Raw genomic sequence first — 25,352 nt, 5'->3', positions numbered from 1 at the left:
TGGAGTAAGCCCCCTTGTCCCTTCCCCTTGGCCCCGCCCTTCGCATTGCTGGTCATGCCATTTCCAGCCAGATCAAGGGCGGCAAATATCCGCTCGTGCTGATGCTCGAACCGCTGCTGCGCTGCAATCTGGCCTGCCCGGGCTGTGGCAAGATCGATTATCCCGACGCGATCCTCAACCGCCGCCTGTCGGTGGAAGAATGCATGGCCGCGATTGACGAATCGGGCGCGCCCGCCGTGTCGATCGCGGGCGGCGAACCGCTGCTGCATCGGGATATGCCCAAGATTGTCGAAGGCTATATCGCGCGCAAGAAGTTCGTGATCCTTTGCACCAACGCGCTGCTGCTGAAAAAGAAGATCAACGACTACAAGCCCTCATCCTATTTCACCTGGTCGATCCATCTCGATGGCGACAAGGCCATGCATGACAAGGCCGTGGATCAGGAAGGCACCTATGATGTCGCGCTCGAAGCGATCCATCTGGCCAAGTCGAAGGGCTTCCGCGTTCAGGTCAACTGCACCGTGTTCAACGATGCCAAGCCCGAGAGCATGGCCAAGTTCCTCGACCTGATGACCAGCCTCGATGTCGAGGTGACCATCAGCCCCGGCTATGCCTATGAACGCGCCGCCGATCAGGAGCATTTCCTGAACCGCGAAAAGACCAAGAACCTGTTCCGCGACCTGTTGAAGCGCGGCGCGGCCAAGAATGCCAAGCCGGGCGAAGGCGGCGGCAAGGCGTGGAAGTTCACCAATTCGCCGCTGTTCCTCGACTTCCTTGCGGGCAACCGTTCGTATGAATGCACGCCCTGGTCGATGCCGCTGCGCACGGTGTTTGGCTGGCAGAAGCCCTGCTATCTGGTGGGCGAAGGCTATGTCGAGACCTTCGCCGAGCTGATGGAAGGCACCGACTGGGACCAGTATGGCGTGGGCAAGTACGAGAAATGCTCGAACTGCATGGTCCATTGCGGGTTTGAAGGCACGGCGGCCAAGGAAGGCCTGACCCGCCCGTGGGAATTCATCAAGGTGGGCATGCAGGGCATCCGCACCGAAGGCCCGATGGCGCCTGACATCGACCTGTCCAACGCCCGCAAGGCCGTGGACGTTCACGCCACGCAGGTTGAGCAGGAATTGGAGAAGATCAAGATTGCCGATCCCGAAGGATACGCCCGCGCCACCCGCGCGGCATGATCGGCCCATCACCTGATACGAAAAAGGCGGGGGCCCAAACCCCCGCCTTTTTTGTTGCCCAAAGCAAGCCTCAGCGCAGATCGAAGCCCAGATAGGGGCCCGCCTGTTTCGAACCCTTGATCAGCGCGCGATAGGCCTTGGCAAATCCGACGATCGTCTTGGTCAGCGAGCCCAACTGGTCGGGTTGCTGGCGGATCGATTTGAAGATCGCGCCCAGCGCCAATTCGCCGTTGGGCCCCATCATCACATTGACGGCGGGCGGCAATTCCACCTCGGCAATATCGGAAACACAGCGCAGGATGCCAAAGGGCAGGTTCATATGCGCCGCCACCTCGGCCACGATATGGCTTTCCATATCGGCGGCAATGGCCGCGCTGGCCCATGCCCTTTCGGCCTTGTCGTGCGAATCGGTCAACAGATGGCCATCGGCATGCACTGTGCCCACCCGCGCCTGCGGCAAGAGCGAGTGCAGCGCCGCAACCCAGCGTTCATCGCATTTGGCATGAAACGCGCCGGTCAACCGCTTGCCGATGATCATCGTGCCCAGCTTGAGCGAGTAGTCAATCGCCCCGCACATGCCATAGCTGATCAGGCCCGCGGCATGGGGCGCCCGCGCCATCAATTCGGCGCGCAGATGATCGGGGTCATTGCCGCCGGCCATCACCTCGACACTATGATGGTCCAGCACGGCGGCTTCGCGCAATGTTCCGGTGACCACGATCACCGGCTTGGCATTCACATTCCCCACTGGGCTTGCTCCACATTGGCCTGCGTCCTATTGCGATACCGCGCCAGCGCCCAAAGCGGGAAATAGCGCGGATAGCCATGATAACGCAGGTAAAAGACTCGCGGGAAACCCCCGCCGGTATAATGCTCCTGCCCCCAGAGACCGTCTCCGGCCTGATGGGCGATCAGCCACGCGATCCCGCGCGCCACCGCCTCGCTCTTCGCCTCGCCCACCGCCATCAGGCCAAGGCAGGCCCATGCCGTCTGGCTGGCGTTGGAAACAAAGGTTTCATGCCCCTTGCGGTCCAGCGCATAGGAATCGCAGCTTTCTCCCCAGCCGCCATCCGCATTCTGCACCGCCTTCAACCAATCGACCGCGCGCGCCACCATCGGCTGTTCGCGCCCGATCCCCGCCCTGCCCAACGCGCAGAGCACCGACCATGTTCCGTAAACGTGGTTGACCCCCCAGCGGCCAAACCAGCTGCCCTCCTTCTCCTGCTCCTTTTCCAGCCAGCCCAGCGCGGCCTTCATGCGCGGGCTGTCGGCGGGCTCGCCCATCTGCGCCAGCATCGAGACCACGCGCGCCGACACATCGGCCGTGGGCGGATCGAGCAGCGCGCCATGGTCGGCAAAGGGCAGGTTGTTCAAATAGAGCTTGTCATTGTCGGCATCAAAGGCGGCAAATCCGCCATCCTTTGATTGCAGCCCCACGGTCCATTCCACCCCGCGCGCGATGGCGTCCTTGTCCTTGTCGCCGCGAAAGGCCGAGGCGCGGTCCATCGCCATCACCACCACGGCGGTATCGTCAAGGTCGGGATAGTATTCGTTATTATACTGAAACGCCCAGCCGCCGGGCCGCACATCGCGCTGTTCGGCCCAATCGCCCACCGTGTCGAGAATCTGGCGCGGCCCCAGCCAGTCGAGCGCGCGGCCCGCCCCGGCAATCGCCTCCTCGCTGCCCACCTCCAGCATGGCATGGGCGGCCAGCGCCGTGTCCCACACCGGCGAAACGCAGGGCTGGCAATAGGCCTCGTCGTCTTTGATCACCAGCAGGCGTTCGACCGATTCGCGCGCGATGGCGCGATGCGGATGGTCGGGCGCATAGCCCAGCACATCGAACATCATCACACTGTTGGCCATGGCCGGATAGATCGCGCCAAGGCCATCGACCCCGTTCAGTCGCTCGACCACCCATTCCTCGCACAGGCGGATTGCGCGCGCGCGCATCGCCTTGGGCCAGCGCCCCTCAAACCGCTTCAGCCCCCAGTCCAGCGCCTCAAACCCGTTCCTCCAGACCGGATGCACATGATCGGCCTGGCTGGTCAGCTTGCGCGGCACGCCGGTGTAAAGCTCGGGCACCAGAACCTGTTTGGGATTGCGCGCCACCGGCTTCAACGCACACAGCACCAGGAGCGGCACCACCACGGTCCGCGCCCAATAGCTCATTTTCAGCAGATGGACCGGGAACCAGCGCGGCGCGAGGATCAGTTCGGGCGGGATGGTCGGCACGGCGTCCCACGATCCTGCGCCAAACAGCGCCAGTTGAATGCGGGTAAAGACATTGACCGCCTCGGCCCCGCCTGCCTTCAGGATCGCGGCGCGGGCGCGGGCCATGTGGGGCGCATCCACATCATCGCCGATCATTTTCAGCGCATAATAGGCCTTCACCGTGGCCGAAATGTCGAACCCGCCCTCGTGATACAACGGCCAGCCATCATGGGCCTCCGACTGAATCCGGCGCAGATAGCGGCCGATCTTGCCTTCCAGCTCCTCATCCACCGACTCGCCAAGGAAATGGCGCAGCAGGACATATTCCGACGGAATGGTGGCGTCGGCCTCCAGTTCATAGACCCAGTGGCCATCCTCGCGCTGCTCAGCCAGCAGGGCGTCGGCGGCGCGGCCGATGGTGGCGTCCAACAGGGCCCGATCAGGGGCAACTTCGTTCATCGTCCTTTTCCATATTTCAAAGGCTGGCCCAGAACCAGCCGGGCCGCGCTGTCGCCGGAGCGGATCGCGCCCTCGATCGTGGCGGGCAAACCGTTTTGCACCCAATCCCCGGCCAGAAACAGATTGCGCCAGCGGGTTTCGGTGTGCGGGCGGCGCGCGTCCTGCTCGGGCGTGGCGGCAAAAGTGGCGCGCTTTTCCTTGACGATCTGCCACCGGGGCATGGGCGCGGTGATCCCCAGAGCCTGCGCCACCTCGGCCCAGATCAGCGTGGCCAGCGCCTCGCGGTCCTCGTCCATCAACCGATCCGCGCCGGAAATGGTCACGGAAATCCGGTCGGGGTGGGTAAAGATCCATTCGCTGGTAGCATGGGTCAGGCCCAGCATCTCGGGCGCGCCCGCCGGGGGCGCACAGGCGAAATGCGCGTTCAGGATCGAGCGGTGATCGTCCGGCACGGTCAGATCCGGCACCAGCGAAGCCGCCACCCATGCGGGCACGGCCAGCACCACCGCCTCATCCGCGCCAATCGCCTGCGCCCCATCGGCCCATTCCAGCGCCGACACGCTATCGCCCTCAAACCTTATGCCGCGCAGCCGCCGCCCGGTCTGCAAAGCCACACCCTGCGCCTCCAGCCAGTCCACCGCCGGATCAATAAAGGCCGCAGCCAGCGTCGGCACCGCCACACGCGGCGCGCTGGCCCGCCCGCCCTTGGCCAGCGTTTCGGCCAGCACATTGGCGCAGAGCGCGGCAGAAGACGCCGCCGGATCGGTATTCAAGGCCGCCAGCAGGACCGGATGCAGCATCCGTTCCCACACCGGCCCCTGCGGCTTTACCAGATCGCCGATGGTCTGATCCGCCCGCCCTTTCAGCAGACGCCCAAGCGGCAGATAATCGGCCAGACGCGACCCCGGCACCCGGCGCGACGGCACCAGCACCCACCACGGCACCGGCCCGTCATTGATCCGCAAGGTCCAGCGCTCGCCCGTGGCCAGATCGGCGAAGGCGAAATCGGCATGGGGCGGACCGGCCAAAGGAGCATCCGCCCCCACCATCGCGCGAAACCGCGAAACCGCCGGATTGCCCGCCAGCACCAGATGGTTGCCATTGTCGATGGTCAGGCCCAGCGAGGGGTCAAAATAGGAGCGGCAGCGCCCGCCCGCACGCGGCCCAGCCTCGGACAAAGCCACCGGCAGACCGGCTGCGGTCAATTCCACCGCCGCCGTCAGCCCGGCCATACCGGCGCCAATCACCTGTGCGCGGACGAAAGCCATTCAGCCCATCACCAGATGGCGGATCAGCGAGAAGAGCAGGCGCGGCTTGGACGTGCTGACCCGGCGGCGCGGCGCGTGCCAGCCCTGCGCCAGCATCCGGCGGAGGACCAGCGCATAGGCTTCCTCCATCAGGCGCGGGGCGATCAGGCGGCCCTTGGGGCGCGCGGCAAGGCAGGCTCCGGCGGCCTCGAAATGCGCCTCGGCCCGCGCGGCCAGCCAGCGCGCGGCGCTGTCCATGCCGGGATCGGCCATCAGCGCCATGGGCGTGGTGGGATGGATGCCCGCATGGGTCAGCGCCTCGATGGGCAAATAGACGCGCGCAATCTGCGCATCCTCGTCCAGATCGCGCAGAATATTGGTGAATTGCAGCGCCCGGCCAAGGTGATGTGCCAGATGGACGCCCTCACCCCGGTCCATGCCAAAGATATTGACCGAGAGGCGGCCCACGGCGCTCGCCACGCAATCGCAATAATGGTCGAGCAGGGCAAAACTCGGCCATTGGATGTCGCCATCGACATCCATCTGCATCCCCTCGATCACGGCGAGGAAATCGGCCTCCTCCAGCGCGAAATCGCGCACCGCCTGAGCCAGGAAAGCGGCCTGTCCGGTGTCCCCACCGCGATAGAGCGCGCCGATCCAGCGGCGCCAGTCGGCCAGCATCGCGCCGCGCTGGTCGCGGGGGGCCTGCTGGTCGTCGGCGATGTCGTCAACGATGCGGCAAAAGCCATAGATGGCAAACATCGCCTCGCGCTCTGCCTTGGGCAGGATGCGCATTCCGGCGTAAAAGCTGCTGCCCGCGACCTTGGCGCGAAGGGCTTCAGGCATCGAGGGGGGAATGGGCGATAGGGTGGTTGCGGTCATGATCTTTTGCCCGGCCAGATACGGCGGCCCGCCTGCCGCATTGCAGCACGAAGCGCAAGAGTGAGCGCGCGCGCCTTGGTATGATGGACCTTTTCGCTCAAAGGATCACGCGCCAGCAGCACAGCGCACAGATCCTGCGCCAGCCGCTGGATCACGGCCACTTCGGCGGCCAGCCGCCAGTCGCGGATCGCATCGGCAAAAGGCGCGCTGGTGCGCAGCAATTCCTGGGTGCGCAGCGTGAGATCGGTGATGACCCCGCGCAGCGCCGGATTGGCACGCCCCTCGCCCAGCGCCTCGACCCCGATGCCCGCAGCGCGCAGCGAATCGAGCGGGATATAGACCCGGTTGATCGCGCGATAATCCTTGGCGCAATCCTGCAGGTGGTTGATGATCTGGAGCGCGGCGCAAAGCGCATCGTTCATCGGCCACAGCGCCCGGTCCTCGCCATGGCAATCGAGCACGAAGCGCCCGACCGGCATGGCGGAATAGCGGCAATAGTCGATCAGCCCGGCCCAGTCCTGATAGCGATCCACCGTGCAGTCGCGCTCAAAGGCGGTGAGCAGGTCGTGGCCGTGGTCAAGGCTGATGCCCCGCGCGCGACAGACCGCGCCCAGCGCCTGCGCCAGCGGATCGCCGGCATGGGCGCCATCAAGCCCGGCCCGCATCAGGCCCAGCAGGCGCAGCTTTTCCGCCGCACTGGCGGTGGGGTGGTCGGCAATGTCATCGGCCGCGCGGGCAAAGCGGTAATAGGCCATGACCGGCGCGCGCGCATCGGGGCGCACCATGAAACTGGCCACGGGAAAATTCTCGCCCGTGTGATCCTTGCCGCTTTGCAGATCGGCGGTGGTTAGGATGGTGTCTGTCATGCCCCCGCAATTTCCGCCTGTGCGCGGCCTTTCCACATGCCGCCCTTGCCCCGGTAATAGGACAAAGCTGAATGGATTGTGCATGAAACATAGAACAGCGCGACCAGGGGCAAGGCCAGAGCGCGCATCGGGGCGCGGCCATAAAAGCCCAGGATCGGCTGATAGGAACCCAGCATCAGCCCCAGCGCGATCAGGCTCATCACCTGCGCCGCACCCTTTGCCCCCAGCGCCAGCCACACCGGCGCGCCAAACATCAAGCCCAGCCCCAGCACCGTGCCCACCAGCAGCAGGGGATTGTAGCGCAATTGGGCATAGGCGCTGCGGGCGATCATCATGCCGATCTCGCGCCAGTTGGCATAGGGCCGGATCGACACGCTGCGCCGGGTCAGGCCCAGCCAGATCGGCCCCTGTTTCTTGATAAGCGCGCCCAGCGTGCAGTCATCAATCAGCGCCCCGCGCATCGCGCCAATACCGCCCGCCGCCTCCAAGGCGTCACGCTCAACCAGAACGCAGCCGCCCGCAGCCCCCGCCACCGGCCCCCGACGATTGATCCAATTGAACGGATAAAGCATCATGAAGAACCAGATGAAGGCGGGCACCAGCCATTTTTCCGCCCATGTCCGACAGGACAGCAGCGCCATGAAGGACACGAGCCTGCGGTTTCCACCATGGGCAATGCCGACAAGGCGCGTCAGCGTATCGGGCGCATGCTCGATATCCGCATCGGTCAGCCACAGATAGCGCGGCGCCCCGGCCTCGATGATCCCCTGATGCACGGCCCAGAGCTTTCCGGTCCAGCCCGCCGCCAAGGGCGCGCCGCGCAGCACGGTCAGCCGATCAGACCCCAAGGCGCGGGCCAGATCGCCGGTGCCATCCTCGGAATTGTCATCGACCAGCACGACCCGGAAGGGCCCTGCATAATCCTGGCGCAACAGGCTGCCGATGGAGCTGGCGATCACATCGGCCTCATTGCGCGCGGGGACCACCGCGACCACCTCGGGCCAGACATCGGGGGCGGCAAAGGGGGCGTTGTCATCCGCCTCGCGGCAGGTCCAGAAGCCCGTGGCGACCAGCCCCAGCCAGATCGCCAGCACCAGCGCGGCAAGGAGGGTCATGGGATCATGCCCCCTCCCGCGCAGGCCGGAATCATGCCCTCCTGCGCGAACCAGCCGAGCGCATCGCGCACCGCCTCCTGCCAGGGCCGCGCAGTATAGCCGAGTTCCGCCTGCGCCCGCGCGCTGGAGAAATACATGTGATGCCGCGCCATTTTCAGCGCGTCCACGGTGACGAAAGGTTCAACCCCCGTCATCCGCCCCCACAATTCCGCGCCCACCGCCAGCGGAAACAAGGGCGCCACCGGCAATTTCACACGCGGAGGCTTGCGCCCCACCTGCCCGCAGATTTCCGCCAGCATCGCCCCAAGCGTCACATCCTGACCGCCCAGAATATAGCGCCGCCCGATCTGGCCCCGCTCCGCCGCCAGCAGATGGCCGCGCGCGACATCCTCGACATGGACAAGGTTGAGGCCAGTCTCGACATAGGCGGGCATGCGCCCATGCGCGCATTCGACAAGGATGCGGCCCGTGGGCGTGGGTTTGACATCACGCGGGCCGATGGGGGTCGATGGCTGGACAATGATCGCGGGCAGGCCATCACGCGCCACCATATCCTCGACCAGCCTTTCGGCCACGACCTTGGATTGTTTGTAAACGCCGACCGCTTCGGCCACGCTGGCGGGCCGCGTTTCATCGGCCGCGCCATTGTCCAGCGGTTTCAAGGTCGCCACGGACGAGGTGTAGACCACCCGCCCCACCCCTTCGGCCAGAGCGGCGCGCATGACCGCGCGGGTCATCGCTTCATTGTTGCGCAGGATCTCACCCGGATCGCGTGCCCAGAGGCGATAATCGGCGGCGACATGGAACAGTTCTGTCCCGCCGCGCATCGCCTCGCGCACGGCGGCCTCGTCGCGCAGGTCGGCCTCGACGATCTCGCCGGGGAAATCGGTCAGATTGACCCGCGAGGAGGAGCCGCGCACCACGCCGCGCACCTGTCGCCCCTGCGCCGCCAGCACCCGCGCCACCGCGCTGCCCAGAAAACCGGCGACGCCGGTAACGATCGTGATGGGTCCGCTCATGAGGCAAGCCCCTAAACCCTTTTGCTGCGGCTGCAAAGCGGTGTAGGGGCTTGCGCCATGGGATATGTGCTGTTGGCATATGGCGTGTTGGCGCTGGCAGGGGTTGGCCTGCTCTATCAACTCTTTGCCCTTGGCGCGGTGGAGCGTTTCTTTGCCGCGCCGCCCGCGCCCCATGCGCCTGCAAGGGCCGTTACAATTCTCAAACCGCTGCATGGCGCAGAACCGCGTCTGGCCGAAAATCTCGATGGATTTACGCATCAGGATTATGCCGGAGCGGTGCAGATCGTGCTGGGCACCAATGCGCCCGATGACGGGGCCGCCCCGGTGGCCCGCGCCATGGTCGCGGCGCATAATAACATCGCCTATTACCCCGGCCCGCGCGCGCCTGCGGCCAATGGCAAGGTCGGCTCACTGATCGCGATGATGCCTTTGGCCGCGCATGATGTGCTGGTTTTATCCGACAGCGATATGGTGGTGGAGCCCGATTATCTGGCCCGGATCAACGATGCGTTGAGCCAGCCGGGGGTGGGGGCGGTCTCGTGCCTCTATGTCGGGCGGGGCGATGCGGGATTGTGGAGCCGGGTGGGCGCGATGATGATCGCGGGCCAGACGCTGCCCAATATGGTGGTGGGCTTGGCCACCGGCATGGCGCAGCCCTGCATGGGTTCGACCATAGCCCTGCGCCGCGAAACGCTGGAGGCGATGGGCGGGTTTACGGCGCTGGCCGATGTTCTGGCCGACGATCATGCGATAGGCGCGGGCGTGGCCGCGCAGGGGCTGCGGGTGGATATTCCGCCGATGATTCTGGTCCATGCCGGGGCCGAATCTTCATTTCGCATGCTCTGGCGCCAGCATCTGCGCTGGGCCGTGACCGTACGCGATCTGGCGGGCGCGGGCCATTACGGCTCGATTGTCACGCATGGATTGCCGCTGGGGGTCTTGGCGGCGGCGGTTGCGCCCGGTATAGGCGGAGCGTTGCTGCTGGCAATAATCCTTGCCCGACTTGCGCTTGCAGCAAAGGTTCATAAATATGCGCCTATTGCCCTGCCCCTATGGCTGATTCCCATCGCCGACCTCATCAGCTTTTGCGTTTTTTGCGCCAGCCTGTTCGCAACTGCGATTGATTGGCGCGGCGCAAGCCTTACAATGACCTCCAAAGGCCGCATCAGGGGCCACCCCGCCACCGACCATGCCGCCCGCACCAAGAGAGACCGATGAAGCGCACCATTTTCCTCCAGGCCCCCTCCTTCCACGGTTTCGACGGGGGCGCCGGCGCCCGCTATCAGGCCAAGCGCGAGATCAAGAGTTTCTGGTATCCGACCTGGCTGGCCCAGCCCGCCGCGATGGTGCCGGGATCGAAGCTGATCGACGCGCCCGCCCATGATCTGAGCTGGGACGACATCGCCCATGAGTTCGACACGGCCGAACTGGTCATCCTCCACACCTCGACGCCCAGCTTTATGCAGGACATCAAGACGGCCGAGCTGATCAAGGCGCGCAATCCGAACTGCCTCGTCGGCTTTGTCGGCGCCAAGGTGATGATCGAGACGCAGCAGAGCCTTGAGGCCAGCACCGCGATCGATTTCGTGGCGCGTGAGGAATATGACTACACCTGCGTCGAACTGGCCGAGGGGCGTCCCTTTGCCGAGATCGACGGCATTTCCTATCGCGGGCCGGACGGCACGATCATCAACAACAAGAACCGCGCCATCATCGAGGATATGGACGCGCTGCCCATGGTTTCGCCCATGTACAAGCGCGACCTGAAGATCGACAATTACTTCATCGGCTATCTGAAGGCGCCCTATGTGTCCTTCTACACCGGGCGCGGATGCAAGAGCCGCTGCACCTTCTGCCTGTGGCCCCAGACCATTTCGGGCCACCGCTATCGCTCGCGCTCGGTGGGCAAGGTGATCGAGGAGATCCAGTATATCCTCAAGGAAATCCCCGAAACCAAGGAGATCTTCTTTGACGATGACACGCTGACCGATGACATCGACCGCGTCGAAAAGCTGGCCATCGCCTTGGGCGAACTGGGCTTTGGCAAGCCGGGCTTCCCGCTGACGTGGAGCTGCAACGCCAAGGCCAATGTGCCCCGCAAGACGCTGGAAATCATGAAGGCCAATGGCTGCCGCCTGCTGCTCGTCGGCTATGAAAGCGGCAATCAGCAGATCCTGCACAACATCAAGAAGGGCCTGCGCGTCGAAGTGGCGCGCGAGTTCACCAAGAACTGCCACGAGCTTGGCATCGCCATCCACGGCACCTTCATCCTCGGCCTGCCCGGCGAAACGCTGGAAACGATCGAGGAAACCATCCGCTATGCCCAGGAAATCAACCCCCACACCATTCAGGTGTCGCTGGCCGCGCCCTATCCCGGCACGTTCCTGTATAATCAGGCGGTGGAAAACGGCTGGTTCGCGGGCGGCAAGCCGATGACCGACGACGGCGGCCATCAGATCGCCCAGCTTTCCTATCCCCACCTGCCCGCCAGCGTGATCCACGCCAAGGTCGAGGAATTCTACAAGCGCTTCTATTTCCGCCCGCGCAAGATCGGCGCCATCGTCAATGAAATGGTGCGCGATTGGGACATGATGAAGCGCCGGTTGCGCGAAGGCGTGGAATTCTTCCAGTTCCTGCGTCAGCGCAAGGAAGCCGCATAAGCCGATGAGTGTTCGCCGCCTCGTGGTGACCGCCGATGATTTCGGCGCCGCGCTGGCGGTGAACGAAGCGGTCGAGCGCGCCCATACGCAAGGCATCCTGACCGCCGCCAGCCTGATGGTTTCGGGCGAGGCGGCGCAGGACGCGGTGGCGCGGGCGCGCCGCCTGCCCGGCCTTGGCGTGGGGCTGCATGTGGTGCTGGCCGATGGCCGCCCGGTGCTGCCGCCCGATCAGGTTCCGGCGCTGGTGGGGCCCGATGGGTGGTTTCATCCCTCGATGGTGCGCACCGCCTTTGCCATCGCCCTTTCGCCCGCCGCCCGCGCCCAGATGCGGGCCGAGGTCGCCGCGCAATTTGCCGCCTTTGCCGATACGGGCCTCGCGCTCGATCATGTCAACGCGCACAAGCATTTCCATCTTCACCCGATGATCGCCGCGGCGATTATCGCCGAAGGGCGCCGCCATGGCCTGCCCGCGATCCGCATGCCCGCGCAGGCCGGGACCGGGATGATGGAGCATTGGGCGCGGCTGCTGGGGCGGCAATGGCGCAAGGGGGGCGTGGCCACCAATGACAATGTGGCGGGCCTGATCCAGACCGGCGCCTTTACCGCCGATCGCATGGCCGCCGCGCTGGCCGCCCTGCCCGAGGGACTGACCGAGCTTTATACCCATCCGGCCACGGTGGACGCCTATCCCGGATCGGCGCCCGGCTATCGCTATCGCGCGGAACTCGCCGCGCTGACCGATCCCGGCGTGATCGCCGCGCTGCGGGCCAGCGGGGTGGAAACCGGCCCCTTTGCCCAATTCGCCGGGCGCGCCCGGTAATGGCGCTCCTGCTTGTCCTGCCGCTGGCGCTGACGCCGCTGGCCGCCGCCGTCAGCGCGCCAGCCCCGGCCCCCGATGATGCCGAAGCCGCAGCGCAAGTGGCCGCCATCGCCGCCGAGCAGCCCGAGGAAAACACCCCCATCATCGTGATCGGCATGGCCCAGGCCGCCGAGCGCGACGGCAAAACCTTCGAGGAGCCCGACGAAGGCCCCGACACCATCGCCAATCTGGCCAATCCCGATCCGCTCGAAGGCATGAACCGCGTGTTCTTTGCCATCACCCAGCCGATCGACCGCTTCATCCTGCGCCCGGTCGCCATCGTCTATCGCACCGTCCTGCCCGAACCGGTGCGCGACGGGGTGCATAATGCGCTGGCCAATATCTTCATGACCTCGACGCTGGCCAATGACATGATCCAGTTGAAACCGGCGCGCGCGTGGCAGACCGCCAAACGGTTCGTCATCAACTCCACACTGGGCGTGGGCGGGCTGGTCGATGTGGCCAAGCGCAAGCCCTTCAACACGCCTGCGCACAGCAACGGCTTCTCCAATACGCTGGGCGTGGCCGGGGCCGGGCCGGGAGTCTATCTCTATCTGCCCATCCTTGGCCCGACGACGATCCGCGACCTGATCGGCATGGGCGGCGATGCCTTTACGCAGCCGCTGCTGCTCGACCGCGTTTCGCGCCCGCAGGTTTCCGTGGCCCCCAACCGCCGCCCGCGCTCCTTCGTGACCGAGGCGGTCTCAGTCTCCACCCCCGGGGCCATCGCCCTTGTCACCAGCGGCATCGACACCCGCGCCCGCGCAGAGCCGGAATTAAAGGCGCTCAAGGCCCAGTCGGTCGATTTCTACGCCGCCCTGCGCTCGACCTATCTGCAACACCGCGCCGGGCAAATCGCCGCGCTCAAAGTGCCGCCGGGGCAGGCGCCCGAAGTGCCCGAATTCGACGATCCGCTGGAGGATCCGGGGGCGAAGCCGGTTAAGCCTTGATGGGCTGATAGGGTTGGGAAAGATGCCTCCGGCGGGCAAAGGGACTGGTCCCTTTGCAATCCCGATACTGTCTTTGTTGCGCCTCGACTCGGACGAGGTGAATAGGCGAAGCGTTCGGGTTTGAAGGCCTGCGGCGCCTTTCAGCGCTGGATCGCCGCGCCGCAGGCTTTCATAACCATGGCGTAAAACGCAAGATTGCAGACCTGGCGCCCCCCTTTAACGGGATTGCAAAGGGCCCCCGCCCTTTGCCCGCCGGAGGCACATTTCATCCCTCCACCGCATCCCCGCGCCGCCGCGCCCGATATTCCAGCACCGGCCACATCAGCAGCGACAGCCCGAAGGCCAGCTCGCGCAACCGCAGGATCAAACTCAACGCCAAAGCTTGCGGCGCGGCCACGCCCATCGCGGCCCCGGCCAGCACCGCGCCCGCTTCCTGCATCACCAGCCCGCCGGGAACGAAGAAGAGGATCATGCGGGCGGCGGTGGCCGCGCTTTCGATGGCAAAGGCGGCAAAGAGCGAGAGGTTGAGGCCGAACATATGCGCCGCGATCCAGACCTGCACCCCGGCCATGCTCCATGCAAAGAAGTGGAGGATGATGGCCAGCGGCAGGCCGGTGCGCTGGCGGGCGAGTTCGCGGCGCATCAGGTGGATTTCGGCGCGCAGGCGGCGTCCGGTGCGGGTTTGGATAAAGCGGCGGTGATGCGCGCTGCCCCGCCAGATCCGCCATCCGGCATAGGCCAGCGGCGGCACTGCCAGCAGCCCCCACCACGGCGACGCGCCCGAGGAGGCCGCGCCGGGCGCGGCCCCCTGCATCCCCGAATGATCCCCCCAATGGCCCCAATGATAGAGCACATAGGCAGCCAGCGCCATGAAGGGCAGTTCGGCAATCACCTCGGCAAGGATGTCGAGCGCGCGCAGCGCCACCGCCGCGCGCCCCCGCCCGCCCAGCAGCACCACCGCCCGCGCGCCCACCACATCGCCAAGGCCGGGGGGAAACAGCAGCAGGCTGTGCGCCGCATCGCGCACCAATCGCGCAATCAGGCTGGAGCGGAAGGGGATACCCACGTTGAGCGCCTGTTGCGCCGCCGTACACAGCAGGATCGCCACGAATTGCACCGGCAGGATCGCCAGCACCGCCAGCGGGTCGATGGTCGCCACGGCCTGGGCAAACATATGCCGCAGGCCGCTGTTGGCCGCCACCATGCCCAGCAGTCCGGCCAGCAACAGCACCGAGGGCGCAATGGCGCTCCACCGGCGCGGGGATTTGGATTGACTCATGGCCGCGCGCGATAGGCGGATGTGGCGCATTGGGCAAGGTTGTGCCTTGTTTGCGCCCCAGTTTTCGGTCAGAGCAGGCCGCGATGATCACCGCCCGCCTGACCCCCGCCATTGTGCGCGCAATCCGCGCGGCATCCCTTCGCCCTGCGGCCACGCTGATTCTGGCGCTGGCGCTGGTGGCGGGCGCGTTGGCCTATGTGGCCGGGCATTTTGCCATGACCACCGACACGGGCGAATTGATCAGTGCGAAAACGCCTTGGCGTCAGGATGGCGCGGCGATCGAGGCGGCCTTTCCGCAACTGAAGGATTCGATCCTGGTCGTGGTCGATGGGCAAACGCCCGAACTGGCCGAGGATGGCGCGATCCGCTTGAGCGAGGCGCTGGGCAAGCTGGGGCCCAAGGGGCCGGTGGTGGCGGTGCGGCGGCCCGATGGAGGCGCGTTCTTTGACCGCTCCGGCCTGCTCTTTGCCGATCTGCCCGAGGTGCAGCAGACCACCCAGCGCCTGATTGACGCGCAGCCCCTGCTGGGCGGCCTTGCGGGCGATCCCAGCCTGCATGGCATTGCCGCGACCATCGACACTGTGGCCGATGGCGCCGCGCGCGGGACACAGGATGCCTCGCGATTAGCTGAACCTCTGGCTAAGCTGTCATCCGCGATTGACGCGAAACTGGCGGGCCGGGTCCAGTATTTCTCGTGGCAGCGGCTGTTTTCCACCGACAAGGGCTCGCTGGCCCCGCCCACGCGCCGGTTGCTGATTGTTATGCCGCGCATGGATTATGGCGATCTGGAGCCGGGCGCGGCGGCGGTCGAGGCCATCCGGGCGCAGGCCGCCGCGCTGGGGCTGGACGCCGCGCATGGGATGCGTGTCGGTATCACCGGCGAAGTGCCGCTGGCCGACGAGGAATTCGCCTCGATCCGCGAGGGCATGGGGATGATCGGCCTTGGGATGCTGGCCGCGATGCTGGCCTGCCTGTGGCTGGCCACGCGCTCGGCCAAGATCGTGGGCGCGATCATGGTGACGATCATCGCAGGGCTGGCGATCACGCTGGCGCTGGGGCTGCTGGCGGTCGGGCGGCTCAATCTGATTTCGGTGGCGTTTATTCCGCTGTTTGTCGGGCTGGGCGTCGATTTCGGCATTCAGGTAGCAGTGCGCTTCAACCATGAGCGCCGCGCCGGGGCCGCGCCGATGGCCGCGCTCGAACGCATGGCCGCCGCGATTGGGGAGCCTTTGTCGCTGGCCGCAGCGGCGATTTTTCTGGCGCTGGGGGCGTTTCTGCCCACCGATTATGTCGGGATTGCCGAGCTTGGCGTGATCGCGGGCATGGGCATGATCGTCGCGTTCCTGCTCAATATCACGCTGCTGCCCGCACTGCTGATGGTCCTGCGCCCTGCGGTTCCGGCCGCCGATGTGGGCTGGGCCGGGGCCGCGCCGCTCGATGCGTTTCTGCACCGGCATCGGCGCGATGTGCTGATCGCCTTTGTGGGCGCGATGCTGCTCTCGGTGGTCACGCTGGTGTGGGTCAAATTCGACTTCAACCCGCTGCACCTGCGCGATCCGCACAGCCCGGCGATGCGCGAATTGTCGATCCTGATGAAGGACGCGGACCGCACGCCCAACACGATCACGATTCTGGCCCCCAATGTGGCGGCGGCCGATGATCTGGAGGCGCGTCTGGCCCGCCGCAAGGAAGTGGCCCGCGCGATCACCATCGACAGTTTCGTGCCCGAGGCGCAGGGGGTGAAGCTGGCGCTGATCTCGGATGCTTCGCTGCTGCTGGACGCGACGATCAACCCTTTCGATTTTCCGCCCGCCAGCGATGATGCCGCCACGGTTGCCGCGCTGAACAAGGCGGCCGCCTCGCTCAAGGCGCTGGCCGCGCGGCCTGGCGCGACCGCCGCGCCCGCCGCGCATCTGGCCGCCAGCTTTGCCGCTCTGGCCGCCGCCGGCCCGGCCCAGCGCGAGGCGGTGAGCGCGATGCTGGTGCCGCCGCTCAATCTGACGTTGGACAAGATCCGCGCCTCGCTGACCGCCAGCGAGGTGACGCGTGAAAACCTGCCCGAGGAGATTCGCCGCGACTGGCTGGCCAAGGACGGGCGCGCGCTGGTTCAGGTGACGCCGCGGGTGGATGGCGCCGGAAACGGCACCGACAATGCCACCATCGAACGCTTCACCGCCGCCGTGCGCGCCGAGGCTCCGCGCGCCACCGGCCTGCCCGTGGCCACACAGGAAGCGGCCAAGACCGTCAGCCACGCCTTTATCACGGCGGGCATTCTGGCGCTGGCGCTGGTGTCGCTCTTGCTCTGGCTGGTGCTGCGCTCGGTGCGCGAGGTGGCCTTTACGCTGGCGCCGGTGGTGCTGTCCGGCTTCCTGACGCTGGGCACCTGCGTGGCGATCGGGCAGCCGCTGAATTTTGCCAATATCATCGCCTTTCCGCTGCTGTTCGGGGTGGGCGTGGCGTTTCATATCTATTTCGTGATGGCGTGGCGGTCGGGTGTGGGCGATCTGCTCCAGACTTCCCTTGCCCGCGCGGTCTTGTGCAGCGCGCTGGCCACGGGGTCGGCGTTTGGCGCGCTGTGGTTCAGCGCCCATCCCGGCACGGCCAGCATGGGGCTGATCCTGATGCTCTCGCTGGTCTGGACGCTGATCTGCGCGCTGATTTTCGAACCTGCGCTGTTGGGGCCGATCCCCAAAAAGGGTAAGCCATGAGCCGGGAAAAGATCCTTTTGGCCTCGATCCACGATGTCGGGCCGCGCGCCGAGGCGCAGGTCGACCAACTGGCCGATCTGTTGTCCGAACTGCTGGGCGGCATGAATTTCGCGATGCTGGTCGTGCCCGATCATTGGAGCGAGGCGCCGCTGGCGGGCAATGCCGCCTATCAGGCCAAATTACGGCGGTGGGCGGAGATGGGCGTGGAAATGTTCGTCCATGGCTGGTTTCACAAAGATCTGGCCCAGCACAGCGGCGTGGCGGCGTTCAAAGCCAAACACATGACCGCCAGCGAGGGCGAATTCCTTGGCCTGAGCCAGACCGAGGCGGCGCGGCGGATGGCCGACGGGCGCAAGCTGATCGAGGACATTATCGGGCGCGAGACGGCGGGCTTTATCGCGCCCGCCTGGCTCTATGGGCCGGGCGCGCTGGCGGCGCTTGCCGAATCGGGCTTTCCCCTGGCCGAGGATCACATGCGCGTATGGCGGCCCGAAACCGGCGAAACACTGGCGCGCGGGCCGGTGGTGACATGGGCCAGCCGGACGAAGGGACGGCAATTGTCCTCGCGCTTCTTTGCCTCGCTCGCGCGCGTGGGTCTGCATGCGATGGATGTGGCGCGCATTGCGGTGCATCCGGGCGATACCACTGTTCCGGCACTGATTTCCTCGATCCGGGCAACCTATGGCAGCTTTGCCGCGCGCCGCCGTCCGGCGCGCTATGGCGAATTGCTGAAAAACTGAACGCCCGCCCCATGGTTCGTTCAGCCCCGGTTAGAACCCAAAGGCCCATAGCCGCCGCGCAAGTTGCCTACTGGCATTCACGGGCAAAGCCTGCCAAGGCGGCGCCATTATGAGCGACAAGACACCATCGGGCGCGGCCCCCACCGTGGCGGATCAGGAAGCACATCAGATGTTGACCCAAAGCCCCGCCCATGGCGAGGCCCCGAAATCGGCCGCAGAACCCGCCCCCGTGCGCGACATCGCGCTGGAGGAGGCCGACAAGAAGCGCCGTTCGCGCATCGCCGGTTTTGCCAGTTCGCTCATTTCGCTGGCCATTCTGGTGGTGGTGGCGGTGCGCCTGCTCGATCTCGACCCCAAGGGCCTGATCCAGATGGTGCCGCGTTCGGCGCCCTTCTGGATCGTGTTTGCCATCAATTACATGATGCCCCCGCTTTCCGAATGGGTCATCTATCGCCGACTGTGGCGCATTCCGGCCTCGGGCATCCCGGCGCTGCTGCGCAAACAGGTGTCGAACGAATTGCTGATGTCCTATTTGGGCGAGGTGCAGTTCTATGCCTGGGCGCGGGCGCGTCTGGGCATGGTGACGGCCCCGTTCGGCGCGATCAAGGACATGGCGATCCTTTCGGCGCTGACGGGCAATATCGCCACGCTGGTGATGTTGGGCGCGGCGTGGAAGATCATCCAGTCGGGCGTGATGGGCAAGGACACGACCACCGTGTTCACCTCGCTGGGCGTGGTGCTGATCACGTCTTTTGTCATCCTGCTGTTCCGGCAAAAGCTGTTTTCGCTGCCCCGGCGCGAATTGTGGATCATCACCGGCGTCCATTTCCTGCGCATCATCGGCTATGTGGGCCTGACCGCGCTGATGTGGCATCTGGTGTTGCCCGAGGTTGCCTATGGCGTCTGGCTGGTGCTGGCCACGCTGCGCATGCTGATTTCGCGCCTGCCGCTTGTCCCTTATAAAGACGCTGCTTTTTCGGGGCTTGCCATCTTCCTGATGGGGCATGATGATCAGATTTCATACCTGCTGGCGATGATGGCGGTCCTTTACCCGATTGCCCATATTATCGTGGGCACGGTGTTTGCCACTGTCGACCTTATCACCTCGCGCAAAGAAGGATAAAGCATGGCCTTGTTGTTGCCCCTGATCCTTGCCGCCGAGGCGCCGGCCAAGCCGTCGGTGCCGCTGGCATCCACGCCCGAATTGGGCAAGGCGGAAGCCAAATGCCGCGCCGGCGAAAGCGGTCCGGCCTTTCTGGTCGATGTGGTGGGGCTCAAGGATCGCACCGGCAAGCTCAAGCTTGAGGTCTATCCCAACAATGACACCGATTTTCTGATGGATGACAATGTGCTCGTCTATCAGGGCAAGGCATTCCGCCGGGTTGAGGAAGAAACGCCCGCCAGCGGCAATGTCCAGATCTGTGTGCGCGTTCCGGCGGCGGGCGCCTATTCGATCATGCTGCTGCATGACCGCGACAACAACCGCAAGTTCGGCTGGTGGGTCGATGGCATCGGCTTTGCCTCCAACCCGAAACTGGGTTGGCATAAGCCCAAGGCCGCCGCGACCAAGGCGGTGGCGGGCAATGGCCCCACGCGCGTTTCCATCACGCTGAACTATCGCAACGGTCTGGGCATGTCGCCGATCAATTGACGGGGGGCAGGCGGCGCTTCAGGTATCGGCCCGAAGCGCGCTCCACAAAACCTCGACACGGCCTCCACACTCGCCCTTGCACTTTGCCCCGTCAAAGGCCACATGCGGCGCGGATGCCGCCCGGCATCGGGCATCGGGCATCGGACATGCAGACCTGTCCGGCGACAGGAGGGGCCAGTTGCGGATCGTTGATGTTTGCGCCTTTTACACGCCCCATGGCGGCGGGGTAAAAACCTATGTCGAGCAGAAGATGCGCATTGGCCCGGAACTGGGCCATGAAATCATCATCCTGGCCCCCGGCGACCGGCATGAGGTGATCGAGCGCGGGCCGATGGCGCGGATCGTGACGATCCCGGCGCCGCGCTTTCCGCTGGACCGCAAATATTGGTATTTCAAGGATGAGGAAGCGCTGCATGCCGCGATCACCGCGCTGGCGCCCGATTTTCTTGAAGTGTCCTCGCCATGGCGTAGCGCCAGCATGGTGGCGCGCTGGCCCGGCGATGCGCCGCGTGCGCTGGTGATGCATGCCGATCCGCTTTCGGCCTATGCCTATCGCTGGTTTGAACCGATCATGAGCCGCGAGGCCATCGACCGCAGCTTTGAACCTTTCTGGAAGCACCTGCGCGAATTGGGCCATCAGTTCGAGCGCGTGGTTTGCGCCAGCGGCGAATTGCGCGACCGTCTGGCGGCAGGCGGCGTGGCGCATACGGTGCTGCATCCGATGGGGATCGAGGCGGGATTGTTCAGCCCCAAGCGGCGCAGCCCCACCCTCCGGCGGCGCCTGCTGGAAATGTGCGGCCTGTCTGAAAGTGCGAAACTGCTGATCGGCGTGGGGCGGCTCAGCCCGGAAAAGCGCTGGCCGATGATCGTGGATGCGGTGGCGGCGGCCAGCCAGTCGATGCCGATCGGGCTGGTGCTGCTGGGCGCGGGCAATCAAAAGACGCGGATTTTGAAGCAGGTGGCGGGCAATCCGCATATCAAACTGCTGAAACCCGAAAAGGACCGCGCCAAGTTCGCCACCATTCTGGCCAGCGCCGATGCGCTGATCCATGGGTGCGAGGCCGAGACTTTCTGTATGGCCGCCGCCGAGGCGCGGGCCAGCGGGGTGCCGGTGATCGTGCCGGACCGCGGCGGGGCGGCCGACCATGCGCGCGGCGGCGCGGGCGTCACCTATCACGCGGGCAGCGCCATGGCGGCGGCCCAAGCCACGCTGCGCCTGCTGCGCAACCTGCCCAAGGCTCCGCCCGAGGTGAAGGTGGTCTCGACGCAGGGCCATTTCGAGGCGCTGTTTGCCGATTACGCCAGCGCCCGGCGCGGGCATGGCCCCGAAACGGCCACGCCGGAAAGTGCAGAAGTCGCCTGAGTTTTCCTGACACTGATGTTGATACGCGCTTTACCCCCCTTGCGCGGGGGCGGGCGATGGCCTCTTGTGCGCGCCAAATCCTTCCTGCTGCGGAGCTTTCATGCGACACGCGATTTCCGGCGCTCTTGCCTTCCTGCTTTCGACCTCCAGCCTCCTTGCCGCCCCGGCCCAGACGCCCGAACAGATCGCCGCCGCCGCGCTGAAGGAGGCCCCGGTGTGGGACGGCCATATAGACGTGCCCGAACAAGTGCGCGACCGGCGCCACGATGTGCTGAAAGGCTTTGATTTCCACGACACCACCCGCGAACCGGGCGATGACAAGTGGAATACCGAGGGTAAGCCCAAGATCGTGCCGATGCAGACCGATCTGACCCGCATGAAGCAGGGCCATCTCCAGGCTGTGTTCTGGTCGGTCTATGTCTCGGCGGCGCTGAACGACCAACAGGCGGTGCAGGCGACGCTGGAACAGGTCGATGTCATGAAACGCATCATCGCGGCCAATCCGGCCGAGATGCAGTTCTGCGCCGATGCCGCCTGCGTCGAAAAGGCGTGGAAGGCGGGCAAGGTCGCCAGCCTGCTGGGCGCGGAAGGGGGCCATTCGATCGGCGGCTCACTGGCCGTGCTGCGCACGCTTCATGAAATCGGCGTGCGCTATATGACGCTGACGCATTTCAAAACGACCCCATGGGCCGACAGCGGCACCGATGCGCCCCAGCACAATGGCCTCACCGGCTTTGGCAAGGATGTGGTGCGCGAGATGAACCGGCTGGGGATTCTGGTGGACCTCTCGCATGTCAGCCAGAAGACGATGCTGGACGCGCTGGAGGTTTCGGGCGCGCCGGTGATCTTTTCCCACTCCAACGCGCAGGCGATTTCTGGCCACCCGCGCAACGTCTCCGACGAAGTGCTCGACCGCGTGAAGGCCAATGGCGGCGTGGTCGCGGTCAACTTCTTCCCCGGCTATATCAGCCCCGGCCAGTACACATGGAACGCCGCCCGCGCAGGCGTGATGGCGCAGCAAAAGGCGCTCCACCCCGACCGGCCCGACATCGCCGCCGCCGCGCTGGCCGATTGGGAAAAGGCCAATCCCAAGCCCGTCGCCACGCTGGCCGATGTCGTCGCCCATATCGACCATATCAAGCAGCGCATCGGCATCGACCATATCGCGCTCGGCTCGGATTTCGATGGCGGCTCGGTGGGGCTGCAAGGCCTGCCCGACACCTCGGCCTACCCCGCGCTCTTCGTCGAACTGGCGCGCAAGGGATATACCAAGGAGGATCTGAAAAAGATCGCCAGCGGGAATTTCCTGCGGGTTTTGAAGGCGGCTGAGGCTTATGCGGCGGCGCATAAGGGGGATCCGGCGATTGAGAATCCGACTTCGTTTTAATTAGGGATTTTGCCTCCGGCGGGCAAAGGGACTCGTCCCTTTGCAATCCCATGAATGGTGGGTGTGGGATCGGAAAAGTTACGTTTGGCGGATGATTGGAAAGCCTGCGGCGCGGCAAGATCATCGCTAAAAGCGCCGCAGGCTTTCGAATCCTAAAGCGCGCGCAACCTTGCCCCCACACACCACCCCATTATCGGGATTGTTAAGGCCCCCCGCCCTTAACCCGCCGGAGGCACCCACCTCCTACAAACCCTAAAACCCCTTCTTCCACCCCAAACTCACCCCCCGATCATCGGGCAACGCGGCGTAATGCCCCGGATTCCCCCGCCAGAACAGGTTCAGCCCCGCCGAGCCTCCCTTTAGCGGAAACTGCCAGGCCAACTCGGCATCCACCTCGCGCCCCGTAGGCGCCAAAGACAGCCGCCGCATCCCCCAGACCGCGCCAGTGTCATAGTCATAGGCGACCGGAAGGTGAAAATTCATGCCTCCGCTGGCGACTCGCAAAGGTTGCGAGACGCGCAGCGCCAGCACATCCCCGACCTTGAAGAAATTGGCGATCGAGCCATCAACCACCCAGCCGTTGGACACCAGCCCCGACCCCGCCCCGATAAAGCCCGAGCCGCGCACCTGGGTAAAGCCTTGGCGCCATGCCGCGCCGAAGTGGAAATCGGGATAGGGTCGCCAGCCGAGCGCGGCATCGACAAACACCGTATCGGCCCCATGCGCCCCCAGCGCCGGATTGAAACGCGCGCCCAGAACGCCGCGCTGCTCGCTCATCCAGCTTGCGCCGAGGCTGGCCTCGACATCGCCGCGCCGCCGGTCCAGCGCAAAGCCGAAGCGCTGCACAATGTCGCGGCTCTCGTTCTGGCTTGATGCGCCCAGCGCCTGCCACGGCGCGCCGGTCCAGCCATAGCCTTGCTGGCCCATCACCGTCAGGCCCCATTGGCCCAATCCCAATTGACCAAGGCCCCGCCGGATCGCCAGCGAGGTCTCGCCGCTGCGGAAAAAGCCGGTGTCCTCCAGCGGATTGCCCGCCACCATGAAGGCGGGCCGGTCCTGCCCCTGGAGCGAGGCCACCAGCCCATCGGCCCCTTGCGCCATGGCAAAGCCCATCGACAGGTCCGGCCTCAACCGCGCAATCACCCGCCCGGCCAGCACGCGCGCCGCGCTGGCATCCTCCTGCGAAAGCCGCAGCGCGCCCGACCATGGCAGAGCCAGATTGCGCGCCGTGGCGTCCACCGTAAAGGCCATCGCCACCGCCCCGCCGCCCAGCGAAAAGCCGCGATTCTGGTTGGCCAGCGCCGGGGCCAGTTTGGGCATCAGCGATGCGCCGCGCAGCCCATTGGCCAGATTGACCCCGAACGCCCGCCCATAGGCATCGAGCACCACCGAGCCGACCAAAGCCCCTTGCGCCGCATCGCCCATCGCGGGCGACATCGCCGCACTGGTCCCGCCCAGCGCCATTTGCGTTGCGGTGCCCGCCAGCGAAGTCGATCCTTGCGCATTGAAGGCCGCCGCAATGTTCAGCCCGCCGCGCCCATAGGTCGTATCCTGCCCGGTCGCGCCAAGGTCGGTGGCGGTGTTGAGCAGGATCGAGACCGCCTGCGCCGCGGTCAGATTGGGGAAAGCCTGCCGCAGCAGCGCCACCGCGCCCGCAATCTGGGGCGCGGAAAAGCTCGTGCCGTTATACACCGTGGTATAGGTCGTCCCACCCGAAACCGTGGTCTTGATGACGCCGTTTTCATACTGGCAACAGATCTGTTCGCCCAGCGCCGTCAGATACCATGCCGCCTCGGTCCCGGCCTTGTTTGAAAAGCTGGAAATGACATTGGTCGATCCGACAGAGCCGGCGATGATGACATTGCCATTGCCCGCCGCGCGCACGCCCGAGGCAAAGGGATCGACCTGCGCGTTCGAATCATTGCCCGCCGAAACCACCACCACAACCCCCGCGCTGGCGGCTGCGGCGATGGCGTTGTTGACATTGGCATTGGGCACCGATCCGCCCAGCGACAGATTGATCACCTTGGCACCGGCGGCGATGGCGGCGGTGATGCCCTGGGCAATGGTGTTGTCGTTGAAACTGCAACCACTGCTGGTGGCGCAACTGCCCGCGGTATCGACCCGCATGGCCGCGATGGTGGCGTTAAAGGCCATGCCCATCACGCCCACGCCATTGCGCGCGCCCGCCGCCACCAGCGCGGCAATCGTGCCGTGGTCGCTGTCGGGATTGTTCAATCCCCGGCTGCCCGCCAGATCGGTGGAGGCCGAGGATATCCGCCCGGCAAATTCCGGATTGGCATTGTCGATCCCCGAATCGATAATGCCGATAGTGATGCCCCGCCCGCTGGCGCCCGCCGCCCATGCGGTGATCGCGCCGTGCTGGGACGGGCCGGTCGAGCGGTTATATTCCGCCGTCTGGAAACTGGCCGAGGGCGTGGGGGTGATGATCGCGGTCGGCGTGGTGGTCGCCGTGGCGGTCGGACTGGGGCTTGCGGTCGCGGTTGCGGTTGGTGTGGGCGTGGCGCTGCTGGTGCCGCTGGGCGTGGAATTGACCGATCCGCCCCCACCCCCGCCGCAGGCCGCCAGCCCCGCCAGACCCGCGCCCACCAGCGCCGTCAGCGGCAAACGCCCGATCAGCGCCAACGATCTGTTCACCCCATTGCGATTCATATTCCCATCCCCTTGCGCGCCCCTTCATGCATCCTTTCCAGTAAACAGCGCGTAACGATGCCCCTTCGCCCTTGTTCTATGGCGCATCAGGCG

Annotated in this window: 20 protein-coding genes; 11 read left to right on the top strand and 9 right to left on the bottom strand. The window is 65.6% G+C overall.

Annotated features, from left to right (window positions below; all coding sequences use genetic code 11):
* The first annotated feature begins 14 nt into the window (after nt 1–14).
* Nucleotides 15–1,187: an adenosyl-hopene transferase HpnH gene (gene hpnH / locus PQ467_RS02870; RefSeq protein ID WP_274175057.1), complete on the top strand. Its 1,173-nt coding sequence runs from the start codon at nt 15–17 to the stop codon at nt 1,185–1,187.
* A 70-nt stretch (nt 1,188–1,257) separates the two neighbouring features.
* Here the strand turns inward: hpnH and PQ467_RS02865 are convergent, their stop codons facing one another.
* The 7 genes from PQ467_RS02865 to hpnA are packed head-to-tail and all read right to left on the bottom strand — an operon-like array spanning nt 1,258 to nt 8,989.
* Nucleotides 1,258–1,935, bottom strand: a complete 678-nt coding sequence (locus tag PQ467_RS02865; RefSeq protein WP_274175056.1) for a phosphorylase family protein — start codon at nt 1,933–1,935, stop codon at nt 1,258–1,260.
* A complete protein-coding gene (gene shc, locus PQ467_RS02860; RefSeq protein ID WP_274175055.1) occupies nt 1,923–3,860 on the bottom strand; it encodes a squalene--hopene cyclase in 1,938 nt (645 codons plus the stop codon). The genes PQ467_RS02865 and shc overlap by 13 nt, the downstream gene beginning before the upstream one ends.
* Entirely contained in the window at nt 3,857–5,128 is a 1,272-nt protein-coding gene (gene hpnE / locus PQ467_RS02855; RefSeq protein WP_274175054.1) for a hydroxysqualene dehydroxylase HpnE, read from the bottom strand. Before hpnE ends, shc begins: the two co-directional genes overlap by 4 nt.
* The gene (gene hpnD / locus PQ467_RS02850) at nt 5,129–5,989 is read right to left on the bottom strand and encodes a presqualene diphosphate synthase HpnD (protein ID WP_274175053.1); all 861 of its coding nucleotides are present in this window, start codon (nt 5,987–5,989) and stop codon (nt 5,129–5,131) included.
* The gene (hpnC, locus tag PQ467_RS02845; RefSeq protein WP_274175052.1) at nt 5,986–6,855 is read right to left on the bottom strand and encodes a squalene synthase HpnC; all 870 of its coding nucleotides are present in this window, start codon (nt 6,853–6,855) and stop codon (nt 5,986–5,988) included. Before hpnC ends, hpnD begins: the two co-directional genes overlap by 4 nt.
* Nucleotides 6,852–7,970, bottom strand: coding sequence for a glycosyltransferase (locus PQ467_RS02840; RefSeq protein WP_274175051.1), 1,119 nt, complete (start codon nt 7,968–7,970; stop codon nt 6,852–6,854). Before PQ467_RS02840 ends, hpnC begins: the two co-directional genes overlap by 4 nt.
* Nucleotides 7,967–8,989, bottom strand: a complete 1,023-nt coding sequence (gene hpnA / locus PQ467_RS02835) for a hopanoid-associated sugar epimerase (RefSeq protein WP_274175050.1) — start codon at nt 8,987–8,989, stop codon at nt 7,967–7,969. The genes PQ467_RS02840 and hpnA overlap by 4 nt, the downstream gene beginning before the upstream one ends.
* 57 nt (nt 8,990–9,046) lie before the next feature.
* Here hpnA and hpnI point away from each other — a divergent pair, with 57 nt between their 5' ends.
* Genes hpnI through PQ467_RS02815 form a run of 4 tightly spaced genes read left to right on the top strand, consistent with a single transcriptional unit; the run spans nt 9,047 to nt 13,458 of the window.
* Nucleotides 9,047–10,207 carry a bacteriohopanetetrol glucosamine biosynthesis glycosyltransferase HpnI gene (gene hpnI, locus PQ467_RS02830; protein WP_274175049.1) on the top strand — a complete coding sequence of 387 codons (1,161 nt, stop codon included), beginning with the start codon at nt 9,047–9,049 and terminating at the stop codon, nt 10,205–10,207.
* Complete coding sequence (gene hpnJ / locus PQ467_RS02825; protein ID WP_274175048.1) at nt 10,204–11,649, top strand: hopanoid biosynthesis associated radical SAM protein HpnJ; 1,446 nt, start codon at nt 10,204–10,206, stop codon at nt 11,647–11,649. The genes hpnI and hpnJ overlap by 4 nt, the downstream gene beginning before the upstream one ends.
* A gap of 4 nt (nt 11,650–11,653) precedes the next feature.
* The gene (gene hpnK, locus PQ467_RS02820; RefSeq protein WP_274175047.1) at nt 11,654–12,469 is read left to right on the top strand and encodes a hopanoid biosynthesis-associated protein HpnK; all 816 of its coding nucleotides are present in this window, start codon (nt 11,654–11,656) and stop codon (nt 12,467–12,469) included.
* Nucleotides 12,469–13,458: an MlaA family lipoprotein gene (locus tag PQ467_RS02815; protein ID WP_274175046.1), complete on the top strand. Its 990-nt coding sequence runs from the start codon at nt 12,469–12,471 to the stop codon at nt 13,456–13,458. Before hpnK ends, PQ467_RS02815 begins: the two co-directional genes overlap by 1 nt.
* A gap of 265 nt (nt 13,459–13,723) precedes the next feature.
* Here the strand turns inward: PQ467_RS02815 and PQ467_RS02810 are convergent, their stop codons facing one another.
* The gene (locus PQ467_RS02810; protein ID WP_274175045.1) at nt 13,724–14,737 is read right to left on the bottom strand and encodes a lysylphosphatidylglycerol synthase domain-containing protein; all 1,014 of its coding nucleotides are present in this window, start codon (nt 14,735–14,737) and stop codon (nt 13,724–13,726) included.
* Between the two features lie 83 nt (nt 14,738–14,820).
* On the opposite strand from PQ467_RS02810, the gene PQ467_RS02805 reads away from it, so the two are divergent.
* From PQ467_RS02805 to PQ467_RS02780, 6 genes are all read left to right on the top strand, one after another.
* Complete coding sequence (locus tag PQ467_RS02805; RefSeq protein ID WP_274175044.1) at nt 14,821–17,445, top strand: MMPL family transporter; 2,625 nt, start codon at nt 14,821–14,823, stop codon at nt 17,443–17,445.
* On the top strand, nt 17,442–18,185 hold the full coding sequence (locus PQ467_RS02800) for a polysaccharide deacetylase family protein (RefSeq protein ID WP_274175043.1): 744 nt from the start codon (nt 17,442–17,444) through the stop codon (nt 18,183–18,185). Before PQ467_RS02805 ends, PQ467_RS02800 begins: the two co-directional genes overlap by 4 nt.
* Before the next feature lie 109 nt (nt 18,186–18,294).
* Complete coding sequence (locus PQ467_RS02795; protein ID WP_274175042.1) at nt 18,295–19,308, top strand: hypothetical protein; 1,014 nt, start codon at nt 18,295–18,297, stop codon at nt 19,306–19,308.
* Nucleotides 19,309–19,311: 3 nt separating this feature from the next.
* Nucleotides 19,312–19,836, top strand: a complete 525-nt coding sequence (locus PQ467_RS02790) for a DUF2141 domain-containing protein (RefSeq protein WP_274175041.1) — start codon at nt 19,312–19,314, stop codon at nt 19,834–19,836.
* A gap of 178 nt (nt 19,837–20,014) precedes the next feature.
* Complete coding sequence (locus PQ467_RS02785) at nt 20,015–21,199, top strand: glycosyltransferase (protein WP_274175040.1); 1,185 nt, start codon at nt 20,015–20,017, stop codon at nt 21,197–21,199.
* 100 nt (nt 21,200–21,299) lie between these two features.
* The gene (locus tag PQ467_RS02780; RefSeq protein WP_274175039.1) at nt 21,300–22,586 is read left to right on the top strand and encodes a dipeptidase; all 1,287 of its coding nucleotides are present in this window, start codon (nt 21,300–21,302) and stop codon (nt 22,584–22,586) included.
* A 252-nt stretch (nt 22,587–22,838) separates the two neighbouring features.
* Here the strand turns inward: PQ467_RS02780 and PQ467_RS02775 are convergent, their stop codons facing one another.
* The gene (locus PQ467_RS02775; RefSeq protein WP_274175038.1) at nt 22,839–25,259 is read right to left on the bottom strand and encodes a S8 family peptidase; all 2,421 of its coding nucleotides are present in this window, start codon (nt 25,257–25,259) and stop codon (nt 22,839–22,841) included.
* Between the last annotated feature and the right edge of the window lie 93 nt (nt 25,260–25,352).

This window comes from Novosphingobium sp. KACC 22771, assembly GCF_028736195.1.
Classification (GTDB): Bacteria; Pseudomonadota; Alphaproteobacteria; order Sphingomonadales; family Sphingomonadaceae; genus Novosphingobium.
The sequence above is the reverse complement of the archived record's forward strand: the minus strand, read 5'-3'. Positions and strand labels throughout refer to the sequence as shown.

What these genes read in the sequence shown, in the direction of transcription:
- shc (WP_274175055.1), bottom strand. Translation starts at nt 3,860, where the DNA reads ATGAACGAAGTTGCCCCTGATCGGGCCCTGTTGGACGCCACCATCGGC.
- hpnE (WP_274175054.1), bottom strand. Translation starts at nt 5,128, where the DNA reads ATGGCTTTCGTCCGCGCACAGGTGATTGGCGCCGGTATGGCCGGGCTG.
- hpnD (WP_274175053.1), bottom strand. Translation starts at nt 5,989, where the DNA reads ATGACCGCAACCACCCTATCGCCCATTCCCCCCTCGATGCCTGAAGCC.
- hpnC (WP_274175052.1), bottom strand. Translation starts at nt 6,855, where the DNA reads ATGACAGACACCATCCTAACCACCGCCGATCTGCAAAGCGGCAAGGAT.
- PQ467_RS02840 (WP_274175051.1), bottom strand. Translation starts at nt 7,970, where the DNA reads ATGACCCTCCTTGCCGCGCTGGTGCTGGCGATCTGGCTGGGGCTGGTC.
- hpnA (WP_274175050.1), bottom strand. Translation starts at nt 8,989, where the DNA reads ATGAGCGGACCCATCACGATCGTTACCGGCGTCGCCGGTTTTCTGGGC.
- hpnI (WP_274175049.1), top strand. Translation starts at nt 9,047, where the DNA reads ATGGGATATGTGCTGTTGGCATATGGCGTGTTGGCGCTGGCAGGGGTT.
- hpnJ (WP_274175048.1), top strand. Translation starts at nt 10,204, where the DNA reads ATGAAGCGCACCATTTTCCTCCAGGCCCCCTCCTTCCACGGTTTCGAC.
- hpnK (WP_274175047.1), top strand. Translation starts at nt 11,654, where the DNA reads ATGAGTGTTCGCCGCCTCGTGGTGACCGCCGATGATTTCGGCGCCGCG.
- PQ467_RS02815 (WP_274175046.1), top strand. Translation starts at nt 12,469, where the DNA reads ATGGCGCTCCTGCTTGTCCTGCCGCTGGCGCTGACGCCGCTGGCCGCC.
- PQ467_RS02810 (WP_274175045.1), bottom strand. Translation starts at nt 14,737, where the DNA reads ATGAGTCAATCCAAATCCCCGCGCCGGTGGAGCGCCATTGCGCCCTCG.
- PQ467_RS02805 (WP_274175044.1), top strand. Translation starts at nt 14,821, where the DNA reads ATGATCACCGCCCGCCTGACCCCCGCCATTGTGCGCGCAATCCGCGCG.
- PQ467_RS02800 (WP_274175043.1), top strand. Translation starts at nt 17,442, where the DNA reads ATGAGCCGGGAAAAGATCCTTTTGGCCTCGATCCACGATGTCGGGCCG.
- PQ467_RS02795 (WP_274175042.1), top strand. Translation starts at nt 18,295, where the DNA reads ATGAGCGACAAGACACCATCGGGCGCGGCCCCCACCGTGGCGGATCAG.
- PQ467_RS02790 (WP_274175041.1), top strand. Translation starts at nt 19,312, where the DNA reads ATGGCCTTGTTGTTGCCCCTGATCCTTGCCGCCGAGGCGCCGGCCAAG.
- PQ467_RS02780 (WP_274175039.1), top strand. Translation starts at nt 21,300, where the DNA reads ATGCGACACGCGATTTCCGGCGCTCTTGCCTTCCTGCTTTCGACCTCC.
- PQ467_RS02775 (WP_274175038.1), bottom strand. Translation starts at nt 25,259, where the DNA reads ATGAATCGCAATGGGGTGAACAGATCGTTGGCGCTGATCGGGCGTTTG.